Raw genomic sequence first — 15,996 nt, forward strand, 5'->3', positions numbered from 1 at the left:
CGCCATGTCCCCTTAGATCGACGAAGAGCCCATCTGGCTCTGCTGGTAGTTTTCCAGGCCGACCAGTTCGATCAGCTTGAGCTGCTTTTCGAGGAAGTAGGCATGGTCCATCTCGGTGTCGTCGAGCTGCACCACCAGCATTTCGCGGGTCACGTAGTCCTGGGCCTTTTCGCAGGCGGCGATGGCTTTCTTCAGTTCGCCATCGACCTTGTATTCGACGGCCAGGTCGGATTTCAGCATTTCCGGTACGGTCTTGCCGATCTTCAGGCCTTCGCGCTTGGAGAGGTCCGGCTTGCCTTCGAGGAAGAGGATGCGCTGAATGATGGAACGGGCGTGCTGGCGCTCGTGATCCGATTCGTGAATGCTTTTCTCGGCCAGCTGGTTCAGGCCCATGTCGGCATACATTTCGCCATGGATCAGGTACTGGTCGACGGCGGTCAGTTCGCCGGCCAGCAATGCGTTCAGGATGTCGATGATTTTCTTGTCGCCCTTCATGGCTATCTCCTTGGAAATCAGTGTTTCAGAATGGCATAGGGGGACGCGGAAAGCAAGGCGGGAGAAGCGCCGGTGCCGTCCGGCGCGGTGACGCACACGCCGCGTTGCGCCGGCTGCGATCGCCTGCGCCTTGCCACTTGCCCGGATCGTTCCAAAGGTTCATTATTACTAAAAACATCAAAAATTGGAGGGGCTGTGGTTTCCTGTCTTCAATTCGCAGATCGTCACGGCCTCGTCCGCGCGGCGGAGCGATCATGCGGCCGCGTTCCGGCCGGCATGCTTGGAAGCCCCTCCTGACGTGGGCGGCATATCCGATCAGGCGGCGATCCTGCACGCGGCCATTCTCGACAACTCCGGCCATGCGATCATCGCGACGGATACCGACGGCCTCATCTCCGTGTTCAACCGGGCGGCCGAACGCATGCTGGGTTACAGCGCGTCGGACGTCATCGGGAAGCTGACGCCGGCGCCCTTTCACAAGGCCGAGGAGGTTGCCGAGCGGGCCCGGCTGTTCGCGGCGGAAATCGGCATTCCTCTCGAGCCCGGGTTCGAGGTATTCGTCGCCAAGGCCAGGCTGAATCTGCCGAACGACCACGAATGGACCTACATTCGGAAAGACGGCTCCACCCTGCGCGTTCTGCTGTCGGTCACCGCCTTGCGCAACGGCTCCGGCGAGCTGTTCGGTTTCCTCGGCATGGTGGTGGATGTCAGCGAGAACACCGCCTACCGTTCGGTGCTGGAGGAGCGGGAAGTCCAGTATCGGCAGCTGTTTCAGGAAAACCCGAACGCGATGCTGGTCTATGACATGGACAGCACCCACATCCTGGCGGCCAACGAGGCCTTGCTCGAGATGTATGGCTACCAGGCGGGGGAGCTGACCGGCGTGCTGCTGTCCGATCTCTGGGTGGCCGACGATCGCGCCCGGCTGAATGAAATGATCGAGGCGCTGGCCGACGACAGCAATCCCGCCATCCTCAACAGGCGCTGGCGCACCCAGCATTGCGACGGACACGAAATCGTCGTCGAGACCACCTCGCGGGAGCAGACCCTGGGCGAATACCGTGCCCGGCTGGTTCTCGTCCAGGAGGTCACGGACAAGGTGCTGACCGAAAAGAAAGTGGCGGATCAGGGGCGCTTCCTGAGCAGCCTGCTCGATGCCTTGCCCGTGCCGGTGTTCTACAAGGACAGGGCGGGGCGTTACCTGGGCGGGAACCCCGCCTATTTCGCGCTGATCGGCGTTACCCCGGAGACGTATATCGGAAAGACGGTGGAGGACATTTCGCCGCCCGAGCTCGCGAAAACATACCGCGCGGCCGACGAGGGCGTCTTCGCCGAGCCCGATGTCGTCCAGATCTACGAGTCGCAGGTCAGGTCGGCGAACGGCGACCTGCGCGACGTCGTCTTTCACAAGGCAGCATTCCGCGACCACCAGGGATCGGTGGCCGGGCTGATCGGCATCCTGCACGACATCACCCAGCAGCGCCGGGTGGACAAGGCCCTGCGCGAGAGCGAGGCCCGCCTTCTGCAGGTCTTGCACAACAGCCCGCTGCCCATTTTCGTGGTCGACCAGGGGCAGCGCGTGGTGCTGTGGAATGGCGCCTGCGAGCGGGTGATCGGCATCCCCGCGGCCGAAATCCTGGGGACCTGCGATGCATGGCGCGCCTTCTATCCCGAGCGGCGCCCCGTGCTGGCCAACCTGATCGTCGAAGGCGGCGACGAGGGCGTGGTGCGCGGCTATTACGGCTCCTCGTGCCGCCGTTCGCCGCTCAATCCGGATGCCTTCGAGAGCGAGGGGTTTTTCCCGAAGATGGGGGACGGCTCGGGCCGGTGGCTGTACTTCAGCGCCTCCCCCCTGCGCAATGCCGAAGGCGAAGTGATCGGCGCCATCGAGACGCTGGTGGACATTTCCGAGCGCAAGCGGGCCGAAGCCGAGGCGCGGCAACTGACCGACGAGCTGGAGGCGCGGGTCGAGCTGCGCACGCAGGAACTGGAGCGCGCCAACGAAGAATTGCGGATGGCGATGTCGCAGCTGGTCCAGGCCGAGAAACTGGCTTCGCTGGGGACGCTGGTTGCCGGCGTCGCCCACGAGCTCAACACGCCGCTGGGCAACGTGCGTACCGTGGCCAGCACGCTCCAGGGGCGGGTCGCCACCTTCGCCCGGGCGGTGGCGGAGAATACCCTGCGCCGCTCCATGCTCGACGAGTTCCTGGCCTCGTCGCTGGAGGCCTCCGAGTTGATCGACCGCAATGCCCAGCGGGCCAGCGACCTGATCGCCGATTTCAAGCAGGTCGCCGTCGACCAGACCAGCACCCGGCGGCGGCAGTTCGATCTGTCGCAGGTGGTGCACGAAATCTACGCCACCATGCGGCCGCGTCTGCGGCACTCGCCCCATCGCCTGCTGCTGGATATCCCGCCGGATATCGGCATGGACAGTTTCCCGGGGCCGCTGGAGCAGGTGCTGCTGAATTTCTTCAACAATTCGCTGATGCATGCTTTCGACGACGATATCTCCGGAACCATCTCGATCAAGGCGCGCCAAAGCGGCATGCGGGTCGACGTCGACTACAGCGACAACGGTTGCGGCATGAATGCCGAAACGGTCGCCCGCGCCTTCGATCCGTTTTTCACCACGCGCCTCGGCAATGGCGGCAGCGGGCTGGGGCTGTACATCGTGTTCAATCTGGTAACGGCGGTGTTGGGCGGCGAGATCCGCATGCAAAGCGAACCGGGCAAGGGAACGACGTTCCACCTCAGGCTGCCGCTGGTGGCGCCTAATCAGAGCGTTGTGGAGGAGCCGTATCGATGAGCGACGACGACCAACTGATCAGCATTTTCGAAGACGTTCCCGAGGTGCCCGCCAGCGCCTTGCAGAAGGCATGGCGGGTACTGATCGTCGACGACGACACCGAGGTCCATTCGGCGACGGCCTTCGTCCTCCGGAACTTCACCTACCAGGGCCTGGGCGTCGACATGCAGCACGCCTATTCGGCGGCCGAGGCGCGCCGGATTCTCGGCACCGATCCGGCTTTCGCCGTCATCCTGCTCGATGTCGTGATGGAAACCGAGGATGCCGGCCTGAAGATGGTGCGCCATATCCGCGAGGAGCTCGGCATGGCCGAGGTGCGGATCATCCTGCGCACCGGCCAGCCGGGGTACGCGATGGAACTCGAGGTGTTCACCGGCTACGACATCAACGACTACCGGACCAAGAGCGAGCTGACCCAGGTCCGGCTGTTTACCGCGATGATTTCGGCTCTGCGCTCCTACGAGCAGATACGCTCCATCGCCGAGAACCGTCGGGGCCTGGAAAAGATCGTGCATGCCTCGGCCGACCTGATGGAGCTGCACGCCGTCGGCAGCTTTGCCGAAGGCGTCCTGATCCAGCTCAGCGGCCTGCTGCGCGTGCCCATGCACGGCATCGTCTGCGCCCAGCGCGGCTCGCCCGTCGACGGCTCCGATCCGGACGGCCTCTACGTCATCGGCGCCACCGGCCCGCACCGGGACTGGCTGGCGCTGCCCCTGGCCAGGCTGGAACAGCCGCGGATCGTCGACGCGATCGAGCAGGCCGTCGCCGGCAAGGAGCACTACTACGGCGACGGCTGCACCGTCATCTACATTCGCGGCGGGGAAAGCGAAGGGGCGGTTTACGTCGAAACGGTCAACGCGCTGCAGGAGACCGATCGCCAGCTGCTCGAGGTGTTCGCGGCCAATATTTCGTCCTGCTACAGCAACGTCAAACTCGTCGAGCGCCTGAACTACGTCGCCTACCACGACGGCCTGACCCACCTGCCCAACCGCAGCCAGTTTATCGTCGAGCTCGACGACGTGGCCAGCGCCGGCGAGCAGGTGGTGGTGGCGCTCGTCGACCTGCGCCACTTCGCCGATCTGAACGACGGCCTGGGCCACGACGTGGGCAACAAGCTGCTCAAGGCCGTTGCCATCCGCCTGCGCGAAGAGCTCGGCGGCGTTTGCCGCATCGCGCGCGTGGGCGCCGACGTGTTCGGGGTGGTCGGGCCGGAAAGCCAGGTCAATCCGGACCGCCTCGACCGCGTTTTCGAGCGTCCGCTGGCGGTCGGCGAACATGCCTTGCCGGTATCGATCAACCTCGGCCTGTGCCGCGTGCTGGGCGACGAACGCTCGGGGCTGGTCCTGCTCAAGGGGGCGAACATCGCGCTGAATCGGGCCAAGCGCAGCCTGTACGACAACTACCAGTACTTCGTGCCGGAGATGGAGGACCGCTCGCGCTGGCGTCTCGAGATCATCAACCGGCTGCGCGGCGATTTCCGCAGCGGCAAGCTGGCGGTCTGGTTCCAGCCCAAGGTGGCGCTTACCGGCGGTGCCTGCGTCGGTGTCGAGGCGCTGTTGCGCTGGCCGGGCGAGGGGGGCGGCTTCATCCAACCGCCCGATGTCTTCATCCCGCTGGCCGAATACTCCGGCGTGATCGTCGAGATCGGCCGCTGGGTCCTGGAGGAATCGTCTCGCGCCTACGCCCAGCTGCGGCGGGAAAGCGAAGGCGAAGTGTCGGTCGCGGTGAACGTCAGCATGCCGCAGTTCCTGACTGCCGGCTTCGTGCAGGAGGTGCGCGAGATCATGGCGCGCCACGCCCTGCCGCCCGGCGCGCTGGAGCTGGAGATCACCGAGAGCGTGGCCATGGAGGAGCCGAAAGCGGTGATCGGCAGCCTGGCCGCCCTGCGCGAGGCTGGGGCGCGGGTCGCCATCGACGATTTCGGCACCGGTTACTCGTCGCTGGCGCAGCTCCACGAATTGCCCATCGACTGCCTCAAGATCGACCGCGCGTTCATCAAGGACATCGCCGCCGGCAAGGGCGGGATGTTTGCCGAGACCATCGTCGCACTGGGCAGCAAGCTGGGCCTGACCATCGTTGCCGAGGGCGTCGAAACTGAGGAGCAGGCGGGTTTCCTGCGCGGATTGGGGTGCAAGGTCGCGCAGGGCTTTCTCTACGGCAGCCCGATGCCCCTGCCGCAACTGCTGAACTGGCTGAGGCAGCGCCGGCAGGCCTCCTGACGGCCCGGTTCAGAGGTCCGCGGCGGGCGACGGCGGGCGTCCGTGCATGGCGATGCGCGCCGCGAACCAGATCGCCAGCAGGTTCGCGGCGACCGCCACGTAGCCGACCAGCGGGTAGCCGACGATCTTGCCGCTGCCGTCAAGGCCGGTCAGGAAGCCGGCCAGCGTCGTCGCCAGGCCCATGGCCAGCGACTGCACGGTGCCGTTCAGGGACATGAAGGTGCCGCGCAGCCTGGGCTGGGCGGCCGAGGCGATGACCGCCATGGCCGGGATCATGCGTCCCGAGGTGAGCACGAAGAAGGCGGTGCTGAAGATCAGCCAGATGCCCAGCGGCAGGTGGCCGGCGTGCGTCACGGCCAGGAGCGGCAGCGTCGCCAGCAGGGCGACCCGGCGATAGACCTCGATCTTGCCGTACTTGTCGGCCCAGTGGCCGATCAGCCGCGCGCTGACGAAAGTGGCGCTGCCGCCGACCAGGTAGACGATGGGAATGTCACCCTGGGCGATGCCGACGTTGTTGACGGCATAGACGGTGATGTAGGGAATGATCGTGAAGCCGGAGAAGATGATCAGCGCCGAGAAGAGCAGGGCGCGCAGGTGGTTGGCGTCGGCGAGGACGCTGAAGGTCGCCGACAGCAGGTGGCCGCGCTTCTCCTCGCCGAGGTGGTGGCGGAGCTCGGGCAGGAAGCGCATGCCGACGACGATGAACAGCACGCTGAGCGCGGCGATCAGCACGAACGGCGCCCGCCAGCCGAGGTGGTTGGCCAGCCACAGCGACAGCGGCACGCCGGCAATCGTCGATACCGAAAAGGCCGTCGACACCACGCCGCTGGCTCGGGCGCGCCGGGAGAAGGGAATGGCGTCGCCGATCATGGTGTGGATCAGCGCGCCCATGATGCCGCCGAACACGCCGGCCAGGCCGCGGGCGACGAGCAGCGTGGCAAACCCCGGGGCCAGCCCGCAGGCCAGCGTGGCCAGCCCGAACAGCGTAAAGCAGGCGAGCAGCACGCGCTTGCGCTCGAAGAGGTCGACGAAGGTCGCCGCCAGGATGCCGGATACCGCGGCGCTGAAGCTGTAGGAGGCGACCAGCAGGCCGAATTCGTGGGTGCCGATGGCGAAGGCCTGCATCAGGATCGGGCCGAGCGGCATCATGATCATGAAGTCGAGCACGTGGCTGAACTGGATTCCGGCCAGGGTGAGCAGGAAGAAACGTTCGGCACGGGGCGTCAGGGTGGCGGTCATCGACGGATTCGGGGGGGCGAAGGAATGCAAGGATACGCGGTGGTTCGCGGCGCGGTACACTGCAGCCCCTTCCGTCTGGCGAAAAAACACGAGGATATCCGCATGCAAACCTTGGTCGACCGCGTTGCCGCACACATCAAGGCACGCTTTCTCGCCGAAAGTTCCGGCCACGACTGGCATCACATCAACCGCGTCTGGCAGTTGACCCGCCGGATCGCCGCACAGGAGGGTGCCAATGGCGAAATCGCCGAACTCGGCGCCCTAGTGCACGACATTGCCGACTGGAAGTTCCACGGCGGCGACGACAGCGCCGGCCCGCGCGCGGCGGAGGCCTTGCTGCGCAGCGAAGGCGCCAGCGACGAATTGATCGCGGCGGTGGTCGACATCGTCGCCTCCGTTTCCTTCAAGGGGGCCGGCGTCACCACCGCGATGCGCACGCTGGAAGGACGATGCGTGCAGGATGCCGACCGTCTCGATGCCATCGGCGCCATCGGCATCGCCCGCTGCTTCGCCTACGGCGGGCACGCCGGGCGCCTCATGCACGACCCCGACGAGCCGCCGGTGCTGCACCAGACGGCGGCCGCCTACAAGGCCTCGAAGGGGGCCAGCCTCAACCACTTCTACGAAAAGCTCTTTCTCCTCAAGGACCGGATGAACACGCCGACCGGCCGCGCCCTGGCCGAGCAGCGCCACCGTTTCATGGAGGAATTCGTGGCGCAGTTTCTCGCCGAGTGGAACGTTGCCGCCTGAGCGGCGGGGGCGATCGTGATTATTTCGCCACGAAGGTGTCCGGCATCTGCAGGGCCACCACCTCGCCGCGCGCGGTCGCCACGCCCTCGGCGTACACCGTCACCTCGACCACCACCTTGCGGCCCTTGATTTCCTTGATCTGGCCGCGCAGCTCCAGTTCCGGGCCGAGCGGTGTCGGCTTCAGGTAGCTCACCTGCAGCGAACCGGTCACGAAGCGGAAGGCCGGCAGGCTGTCCATGGCGCGATTCTCGGCGCGGTACATCGCGGCGGCGGCCGTTCCCGTGCCGTGGCAGTCGATCAGCGAAGCGAGCAGGCCGCCATAGACGAAGCCGGGGATGGCCGTATGCTCCGGGCGCGGCTGAAAGCGGGTGACCGTCTCGTCGCCATCCCAGAAGGTCTTGATCCGGTGGCCGTGTTCGTTGTTGCGGCCGCAGCCGTAGCAATGCGCGAGATTCTCCGGGTAGTAGTCCTGAAATGCCTGCATGCTGTCTCCTCGTTGTTGTGTGCAAAAAGGCATCGTAGGCGAGGCGGCGCCGGGTGGCTACTGCAGGGGAGGACAGGGTTCGTGCAAGTTCCGCCAGCCCCGAATCGCGCGCCGCGCGCTTGGGCCGGCGCAATGCAAGGGAACGCTTTAACGCTCAGCCCATCCAAATGTTGGGTCATCGAGATCGAAGAGCGTTCCATGCAGGCACAACTGCACACCCTGAACAACCTGTTTGCCCAACTCGGCTTGCCGAGCGAAGATGCGGCGATTGACGCCTTCATTGCCGGCCATCGTCCGCTGGACAACGGCATTGCGCTCTACCGGGCTTCCTTCTGGAGCGCCGCGCAGCGGGATTTTCTCAAGGAGGAAATCATCGAGGATGCCGACTGGGCGACGGTGATCGACGACCTCAACGGGCGCCTGCGCTAGGCCGGCACCTCCCGGGCAGTCGGAGACGGATGGCCGCCTAGTTGCCGCCGGAATCCGCCACCAGCTTGCCGCCCGAGGCCATCACCCGCTCGCCGAGCGCCTGCACCATGGCCTGCGCCTCGTCGGCGGCTTCCTGCATCTCCTCGGCGGTCAGCGGCCGGGCCAGCGCCTCCAACTCGATGCGCTGGATGTTCGGGCATTTCTCGACCGCGCCGTGCAAAATCGAATCCACCTTCTTCGCGCCCAGCCCGAACAGCACCTTTTCCAGCACGAACAGGCGGACGACGATGATCTCCTCCGGACTCTGCGCGCCGGCCTGCACGGCTTGAACCTCCTTGCGCAGATAACCGCGGAACTTGAGCGGCGTCACCTCGGCGGGCACCTGCAGGACGGAAGAGCGGAACTGGCCTTGGATCATGATCGGGAGAAGAACGGGAAAGCGGCGATTTTCGCAGAAGGGCGGGGGCGGGGGAAGCTTTGGCCGGGGTGTGCGTGCGCCGAAGGGCGGATTTGCTGCCGGGGATGAATGGGCTTCAGACCAGCACGCGGCGCAGCGCCCGGATTTTGTTCCACAGCACGGCCTTGGGCAGGTTCATTGCCATTACACGCATACAGCGCTCCAGCCAGTCCGGACGATTCCGCAAACGCTCTATGGCGCGTTCGAGGTCGCGGGTGATCGCCTCGCCGTAGGCACCCTGCGCCTTGAGAACGGCCTTTCGCAGCAAAGGTAGCGAAGGGCTCATCATGGCCAGGTCGATCACGTCGCGGCTGAATACGCCGTCGTCGCTCCAGCGATCCGCATTGGCCAGCAGCTTGCCGCTTGCCATGTCGAGCGGCGTCAGGGTCGAAATACCGCAGACCTCATCTTGAGCGGTAGCAGCCTCGATCTCGATGCGGCCTTCGAGAACGATTTCAAACTTGATCGGCGCTTCGTCGACGAGCAGCGTGGTGCGTATGCCGTATTGATCGGCGCGGATCTCCCGCCCCAGGCGAAAACGCTCGCCATTCGGCCGCAGCAGCCCGGCAAAGCATGCATCGCCGGTCAACAGTTGGCGCAGTCGGCGGTAACTGTCGAGGTTCGATACCAGGAAATCCATATCGACCGATTCGCGATATTCACCGAAGCGCAGCGCCATGGCCGTGCCGCCGCCAAACAGGCAATTCGCCTCGCGCAACAAATCGCCATTCAGCGCCGACAAGACCCGGGCAATCCGGCGATGGTGGGGGCGCTCAAACATCGCTTGCGCCGGGCATGGCGATACCGTTCAAAGCCACTCGCAGGGCCTCGATCAAATGTTGTTCGCGGGGCAGCAGTGCCGCCTCGTCGAGGTGCCGCCAGTTGCGTTCGTAAATGTCCAGGGCTTCGCGCGGCGTCAGTTCATCCGCGCCTTGCACCTGCCACGCCAATTGCTTCAAGGCCGGGTAATCGGCCAGGCGGATACGGGCGGGCAGCCAGCCGGGGTTACCCTCGGCCAAGCGATTCGCTGGCTCCTCCCGGGCCGCTGCCGAAAAAACCAGCCCCAGCGCAGCCAGTACGTTCAGGTAGGCTCCCATCGTCACCGAAGGCGCACCCTGCTCAATGCGATGCACGCTGACCCGTGACATCCCGGCTGCCTCGGCCAGCGCGGTTGCGCTGACCTTCAAGGCCTTGCGGCGTGCACGTACCAGTGCGCCGAGTGCGGTAAGCTGCTCGGTTACGACAACGGATGGAGGTGGGGATTTTGCTGGCATTGTGTTTCTCATGTTAGGCAATAATACTTACTTGTCAATATTGAGAAACAAATTGCTTTGCGATGATCTACATCGAGATCGTCCGCCCGGAAGGCGGCAGGCGGTAGACCTCCATTTCGGCATCCGGCATCAGCGAATTCAGGAACAGGCTGAAGATCGAAATGAACAGGCTGGCAAAGAATGCCGTCCAGAAGCCGGAAATCGTGAAGCCGCGCACCAGCTTCGCCACCAGCAGCAACAGCAGGGCGTTGATCACCAGCAGGAATACGCCCAGGGTCAGGAAAGTCAGTGGCAGCGTCAGCACCACCGCGATGGGCCACAGCACCGCATTGACGAAACCGAGCAGCAGTGCCGACACGATCAGCGCCGACTTGTCGGCAAAGCGGATGCCATTGAATACGAGGCTGGCCACCCACAGGGAAAGCGCGGTGATGCCCCACTGGATGAGGAAGCCGGTCAGGTTGGCGAACATGGTTTTCCCGGGATAAGCGAAGGTTTCATTATCGATCATGTCGCCAGCGGTGGAGAGGATCAGAGGCTGGATGGGTCTCAGATGCAGGTGCCAAGACAGTCAAAAAAATGGCTTTTTCATTGACTTTAAATGGTTTTCCATTCAATCTAAAGAAAATTATTGATTGAAAGGAAATTCGATGTATTTCAGTAATTTATCTAACAATCAACAGCGAATTTCCATAGACGTCAGGCAAACCTTTGAAGCTTTCCGCGAGGCCAGGCGGAATGCGGTCAAATACGCCGGCGGCTTGAGCTGGAAGACTGTTGGTGGCAAGGACTATCTGATCAAGGTGCTCAATCGCAGCGGTGCCACGCGGAGCCTTGGGCCACGCAGCGCCGAAACCGAAGCGATCCATGCCGAGTTTGTCGCCGGCAAGGTCCGCGCCAAGGAGCGTGAAGCCGCGCTGAAGCAGTCGCTGCGGGAATTTGCCGGTATGGCGCGTGGCGTGTATCTCAACCGCGTGCCAGCCATCGTCACCGCTACCCTGCGCAAGCTCGACGAACACCATTTGCTCGGGCGGAACCTGATGGTTATTGGCACTCACGCCATGTACGGCTACGAAGCCGTCGGCGGTGTCATGTTCGACGCGGGCCTGCTTGCGACCAACGATATCGATTTACTCTGGGATGCCCGCAGCCGCCTGAAACTGGCACTGCTCGACAACGAAGTCGCCGATGCCGGGTTGCTTGCCATATTGCGCAAAGTCGACCGCTCCTTCGAACCCGTTCGCAAGGGAGGCTTTCGTGCCGCCAACAAGGATGGCTTTTATGTCGATCTCGTCAAACAAGCCCCGAACCCACCCTGGAAACAAGACGAGCCGGAACAAATCGCCGCTGCTGACCTGACCCCCTCGTGGCTTCCCAATATCAAATGGCTGCTGGCCAGCGAAAAATTCCAATCCGTCGTGATTGGTCACGATGGCCTGCCAGCCCCCATGGTCAGCCCAGACCCGCGCGCCTTTGCCGTCTACAAGCACTGGCTCAGCGAACAACCGGATCGCGAGCCGGGCAAGAAGCAGCGAGATAAACAGCAAGCCGAAGCAACCATTGCCCTGCTTCGCGACAAACTACCGCATCTGGTACTGGACGAGCGAGCGCAGCAGATGTTTCCGAAGACGGTGAGGGCTGACGTTGCTGGGCAGGGGTTTGAGTGGTGACGATTGAGGCTGAGCGTCGCAAATCAATAGCGTATGAACTCCACTGATTGGATTTGCGGGCCGATTGTCGCTCTACGCCTCATGTTCAGCCGTGAGGAACTCTGCAGCGTATAGACTGCCTTAAGCCCATCTTTTTACGGAATCAAACCATCACCCATGAAAACAGTCGTCAGAGCCTTCTTCAAAACGCTGCGTGTCATTCTCGGCCCCTTCATGCTGCTCGGCGAATTCGTCACCCGGCCGAAGGCCATGTCGCGGCCAGCCTCGAGCCAGGCCGAGATCGACCGGCAGTGCGCCAGTCTCGTCCTCTATCAGTACAAAACCTGCCCGTTCTGCATCAAGGTGCGCCAGGAGATGCGGCGTCTGGCGCTTGATGTGCAAAAGCGCGATGCGCAACAACCGGGGGCAATCCGCGATGAACTGGTGAGTGGTGGCGGCAAGGCGAAAGTGCCCTGCCTGAAAATCACCGATGCGGCCGGCAAGACCGAGTGGCTGTACGAATCCGGCGAGATCATCAAGTATCTGCGCAGCCGTTTCGCCGCCGCCTGATGTAACCGGCCGATATTGAACGGCCCGTCGGTCAGCCTGTTTGAGCAGCAGCCTTCAAGTCAGGCTGCTGTTTTTCGTTTACGCCAAAACACCAGTTCAGCCAACGCCGTGCGTCGCGTTGTAGTTGGCCAATGCCCTAGCCAACTGCCCGGTCGGTTTCGCCGGGTCGCCCAGGCCGAATTCGGCCTGCAGGGACGTCATGTTGGTATCAATATAGCCAACGACGTGCGACAGATTATCCAGACGGTTATTGATGAAATTGCCGGCCGAATTCCACAGCTCGGCCGCCTTGGCGAAATGGGCGGTGAATTCGTGCAGCGCCCCGATGGCGGCCGACTTGCCGTTGGCCAGCGCGGCATCCAGGTGAGCGTTATCGACGGTCGCCCGCTTGGTCACCGGGTCGATGCTCAGGCCCAGGTCGGCCATGCCGTGCAGCCCGTCCTTGGCGCCATGGAACGGATTGGCGATGCTCTGCTCCAGTTCCCACTGCGCAATCCTGGCCGCCTGCGTGCCCGCCAGCATGCCGCCATCCTTCAGCTCGCCGCCGAAGCGCTGCATCCAGCCATTGTAGGCATCGGCAAAAGCCTGCACGCGGGCGCGGATGTCCTCTCTACCCGTCGCTACATCGGTGCCGCCCAGCTTGATAGCCTCCTGCTGCAACGTCGACACATAGGCCTTCATGTCGCCCATTTCGGACGACTCGGCCTTGTAGGCGACGGCCCGGGCGTTGATATCCGTCATCATCCGGTAGGCCGACTCCGGGTCGAACAGCCCCATGTTGCACCCCGTTGCCGAAACGCCATGCGTGCCGCTGATGCTGGCGGCGCTGCCCAGCATGGCATCCAGAGACGAAATGCCGGCCGTTTTGCCGGCCCCGACAATATCGGAGAAGCTCGTCCCAGCCGACACCTTGCCAGGGCTCAGCGCGGACGAAACCAGCGCGCCGACCGTTTGCGATTGAATGCTGGCCATCTGCAACTTCAGCTCGGACGAAAAATCCACCGCCCTTGCCGAACCCGCAACTGGCGTCGCTACCTTGCCGCCCTGGAGTTTCGAGAAATCGAAACTCTTGCCGTTGATTTGATTGATCGACATATCGCCTCCAGTTGTTTGGAAGGCCAAAGACCCCCTCGTCCTACTTCATGTCCAGTTACAGGCAACAATCACACCGGTCTTCTTCACGGCCTTGGATCGTAGTGGCGCAAAGCCGAACCCCCGGTCGGCCCGCTTGCTGTACTAGGAACCCGAAGGCAGCTGAACGTATAGGGCAGAACTTCCACGGTCAATGACAGACCTGAAACCAGCAGGCATGTTCCCGGCAAGGCAGATAATTCTTTCTGGCTGCTAAGCAGCAAGGCCAACCTAGAGGAACTGCCCGTTTTTGTGGCTGACCGAATAATAATAGAGGTCTGCCCCCTGTTTTTTTACGTTGTTGAATTAATCTGAGTCACATAATTCGACTACGTCATCATGCAGTAAACCAGATGAGGCCAATATTTTTTTTGCCCTGTCGGATTGTTTTCTGACGGGCTGAACAACGCCGCCATAGAAGCTAACCATGTTGTGCTGCTCTAAAATATCAAGAACTCCATCAATCTTCCCAATGATTGATGGCGGAATCCCTCGCTTTAGCGCAGATAGTTTTCGTCCAGACCCTGCTTGAATATAAAGTTTTCGTAATACAGTTAAAAGCGCTTTCTTGCCGTTTGATAGGCTTGTTGCACGAACAATTGCTGCATTTGTATCCAATTCGTCGAATGATTCAATTTCGCAATCTTGAGAAATTAATTTTTCGGGCAACCCATCTCTTGAAGAAACCCCTAGAATTTTTACGATTCGACCGCCTTTTATTGATATGCTTGAATCAAGACCAAATTCGCCGACAACGAAATCTCCAAACTGGCAGTCATGAAATTCAGAATTTTTTAGTTTTACATTTTCGAGAGACATTGAATTTATGATTGCCCCTGATATTTTCAATCCCCTGCAGTCTATTTCGCTTTCTTCTTGAGCCATATCAATGGCTACCATGAGTAGATCTGCAGAAAATTGAGAATTGTCGCTGTAGCTATTTGCATACGTAACCACGCTGTAAATATCGAAATTGTTTTTTTCAAAATAATGGGTGGCAGCTCCAATCCCGATTGAATTTAAGCCGGACAGCCATCCTCTCGATTTGGGTGGAGTTGTTCCGCGTAATGCGTGCTGCGCAACATTGAAGCCTTGCAATGCCCAAAGCATGTCTTGGTCCACAAATTCACGGTCGGAGTCGCCAGAGCCCCGCAGCGTTAAGCATGGTAGTCGTTGTAGATGCGCTATGGATTGATTCGTAGGCTCTTGATCTGTTACCCGTTTATATATTTCAGCTAGTCCTTGAGTTGTTATTGGGCCAGTCCCGGAATACGTGGATCTCACATCTCCAGACAATTCAATAAGAACATTTCTAACGGACTCTGGGTCGATGGCAATCTTTGCAATTTTTGCTTCCCGGAGACAAACGTAGTCGATAAATTCGTCCCATGCATTACCCTGTCCGCGAGCACCGTTGATTCCGATGGCATCTTTTAGTAACCCATTTTTTGCGAGGTAGCTTAAAAATAATGGTTTGCGAGGTATCCAGTCTGGTGGAGCTTCATCAATTCCATAGGACTTTAACAATTCAAGTGCATTGGCTTCGTTAAATTCCCCGAGACGGACTAATCTAAAGTCACGGCCTACAAGGCCTAATGCAGACGCCAGTTCTTTGACGTCGTCAAAATAGTGGTCGCGCCCAGCTACTACGGCCCCCGTGCCAGAAGGGAGTGAGAGCACAATTCCCTTCAGGCCAACCATTGATTGTGTTCTTACCTCCCTCATGAAGTTTTTATTTTGTATATTGGCAACCCCTGTTATTCCGATTTCATCGAATCCGTCGATGATTAAGCTACACATGTTTGCGCGTATTCCAATATTTAGTTCTTCTCTTCTTGGGTACCCAATTAATTTCCCATGGCGCTCCAAAATTTCATCACTATCCTGACTCCAATGATCTCTCAGGTTAACTGCAATAGGGCATCTGGCCCCTTCGCCAATTTGATATTTTTTAGAAAAAATATTAAACAATTCTTTGCACGTAAAGCTTTTTCCGGACCCAAATGGAGCTAGGATAACAACTAGTAATCCATCAGCAACCCACTGATATATATCATTCAGTCTACAGTCGGATTGGCCTTTTAGCGACTTTATCCTTGTATTGTAGGCTTCGTAGGTCATAGGCAAGTTGACATATAATTGAGGGGCTATATACCCAGAATTTGATGGTTCTTCAGCAGAACCAAATGGATAATCCGCTCGCCTTGTACAGTAGAGCGATCCATCAAAGAATCGCCTTTTGAAGTCGGTTATTGTAATTGCATTAACGTCTTGCGCTCGGCACATTGTTACAAGTGATCCATCGATCTGCCTCTCAGTAATTAACCACATTGTGATTGGCGCCAACGGATTTGATTTTTGCTCTACTTTCCTTGCAAAAATGAGACGCTTTATGTCAGCACTTATTTTTTCTTTTTTTGTGCTGGTCGTAATAAGGACTAGCAGGCTGCTGAAATACCGCCCCGTGAACACGGCTGGCGGCACTCAAGTAAA

General features: G+C 60.6%; 15 protein-coding genes. 6 read left to right on the top strand and 9 right to left on the bottom strand.

Annotated features, from left to right (window positions below; genetic code table 11):
• Positions 1-12 precede the first annotated feature (12 nt).
• Positions 13-495 (bottom strand): bacterioferritin, encoded by a 483-nt coding sequence (gene bfr / locus Q0P59_RS15710; protein ID WP_295007972.1) that lies wholly within the window; start codon positions 493-495, stop codon positions 13-15.
• 298 nt (positions 496-793) lie between these two features.
• Here bfr and Q0P59_RS15715 point away from each other — a divergent pair, with 298 nt between their 5' ends.
• Both Q0P59_RS15715 and Q0P59_RS15720 read left to right on the top strand, forming a co-directional pair.
• Entirely contained in the window at positions 794-3,301 is a 2,508-nt protein-coding gene (locus tag Q0P59_RS15715) for a PAS domain S-box protein (protein ID WP_295007974.1), read from the top strand.
• Positions 3,298-5,520 carry an EAL domain-containing protein gene (locus tag Q0P59_RS15720; RefSeq protein WP_295007976.1) on the top strand — a complete coding sequence of 741 codons (2,223 nt, stop codon included), beginning with the start codon at positions 3,298-3,300 and terminating at the stop codon, positions 5,518-5,520. Before Q0P59_RS15715 ends, Q0P59_RS15720 begins: the two co-directional genes overlap by 4 nt.
• Positions 5,521-5,529: 9 nt before the next feature.
• On the opposite strand, the gene Q0P59_RS15725 is transcribed toward Q0P59_RS15720, so the two are convergent.
• On the bottom strand, positions 5,530-6,759 hold the full coding sequence (locus tag Q0P59_RS15725) for an MFS transporter (RefSeq protein ID WP_295007978.1): 1,230 nt from the start codon (positions 6,757-6,759) through the stop codon (positions 5,530-5,532).
• A gap of 102 nt (positions 6,760-6,861) precedes the next feature.
• On the opposite strand from Q0P59_RS15725, the gene Q0P59_RS15730 reads away from it, so the two are divergent.
• Positions 6,862-7,509 (top strand): HD domain-containing protein, encoded by a 648-nt coding sequence (locus tag Q0P59_RS15730; protein WP_295007981.1) that lies wholly within the window; start codon positions 6,862-6,864, stop codon positions 7,507-7,509.
• Positions 7,510-7,528: 19 nt separating this feature from the next.
• Here Q0P59_RS15730 and Q0P59_RS15735 read toward each other — a convergent pair whose 3' ends face one another.
• Positions 7,529-7,993 (bottom strand): PaaI family thioesterase, encoded by a 465-nt coding sequence (locus Q0P59_RS15735; RefSeq protein ID WP_295007983.1) that lies wholly within the window; start codon positions 7,991-7,993, stop codon positions 7,529-7,531.
• Between the two features lie 198 nt (positions 7,994-8,191).
• On the opposite strand from Q0P59_RS15735, the gene Q0P59_RS15740 reads away from it, so the two are divergent.
• Positions 8,192-8,422: a DUF2789 domain-containing protein gene (locus Q0P59_RS15740; RefSeq protein ID WP_295007985.1), complete on the top strand. Its 231-nt coding sequence runs from the start codon at positions 8,192-8,194 to the stop codon at positions 8,420-8,422.
• A 37-nt stretch (positions 8,423-8,459) separates the two neighbouring features.
• Here Q0P59_RS15740 and Q0P59_RS15745 read toward each other — a convergent pair whose 3' ends face one another.
• The 4 genes from Q0P59_RS15745 to Q0P59_RS15760 all read right to left on the bottom strand — a co-directional run bounded on the left by Q0P59_RS15745 (position 8,460) and on the right by Q0P59_RS15760 (position 10,664).
• A complete protein-coding gene (locus tag Q0P59_RS15745) occupies positions 8,460-8,840 on the bottom strand; it encodes a hypothetical protein (RefSeq protein WP_295007987.1) in 381 nt (126 codons plus the stop codon).
• A gap of 115 nt (positions 8,841-8,955) precedes the next feature.
• The gene (locus tag Q0P59_RS15750) at positions 8,956-9,660 is read right to left on the bottom strand and encodes a nucleotidyl transferase AbiEii/AbiGii toxin family protein (protein ID WP_295007989.1); all 705 of its coding nucleotides are present in this window, start codon (positions 9,658-9,660) and stop codon (positions 8,956-8,958) included.
• Complete coding sequence (locus Q0P59_RS15755) at positions 9,653-10,153, bottom strand: helix-turn-helix domain-containing protein (RefSeq protein ID WP_295007991.1); 501 nt, start codon at positions 10,151-10,153, stop codon at positions 9,653-9,655. The genes Q0P59_RS15750 and Q0P59_RS15755 overlap by 8 nt, the downstream gene beginning before the upstream one ends.
• A 67-nt stretch (positions 10,154-10,220) precedes the next feature.
• The gene (locus Q0P59_RS15760) at positions 10,221-10,664 is read right to left on the bottom strand and encodes a phage holin family protein (RefSeq protein WP_295007993.1); all 444 of its coding nucleotides are present in this window, start codon (positions 10,662-10,664) and stop codon (positions 10,221-10,223) included.
• 139 nt (positions 10,665-10,803) lie between these two features.
• Here Q0P59_RS15760 and Q0P59_RS15765 point away from each other — a divergent pair, with 139 nt between their 5' ends.
• Both Q0P59_RS15765 and Q0P59_RS15770 read left to right on the top strand, forming a co-directional pair.
• Positions 10,804-11,823 (top strand): nucleotidyltransferase domain-containing protein, encoded by a 1,020-nt coding sequence (locus Q0P59_RS15765; protein WP_295007995.1) that lies wholly within the window; start codon positions 10,804-10,806, stop codon positions 11,821-11,823.
• Between the two features lie 156 nt (positions 11,824-11,979).
• A complete protein-coding gene (locus Q0P59_RS15770) occupies positions 11,980-12,372 on the top strand; it encodes a glutaredoxin domain-containing protein (protein WP_295007997.1) in 393 nt (130 codons plus the stop codon).
• A 96-nt stretch (positions 12,373-12,468) separates the two neighbouring features.
• Here the strand turns inward: Q0P59_RS15770 and fliD are convergent, their stop codons facing one another.
• Both fliD and Q0P59_RS15780 read right to left on the bottom strand, forming a co-directional pair.
• Positions 12,469-13,467 carry a flagellar filament capping protein FliD gene (fliD, locus tag Q0P59_RS15775; RefSeq protein ID WP_295007999.1) on the bottom strand — a complete coding sequence of 333 codons (999 nt, stop codon included), beginning with the start codon at positions 13,465-13,467 and terminating at the stop codon, positions 12,469-12,471.
• A 342-nt stretch (positions 13,468-13,809) separates the two neighbouring features.
• Positions 13,810-15,624, bottom strand: a complete 1,815-nt coding sequence (locus tag Q0P59_RS15780) for a hypothetical protein (RefSeq protein WP_295008001.1) — start codon at positions 15,622-15,624, stop codon at positions 13,810-13,812.
• Positions 15,625-15,996: the final 372 nt, after the last annotated feature.

This window comes from uncultured Dechloromonas sp., from assembly GCF_945957265.1.
Taxonomy (GTDB): Bacteria; Pseudomonadota; Gammaproteobacteria; order Burkholderiales; family Rhodocyclaceae; genus Azonexus.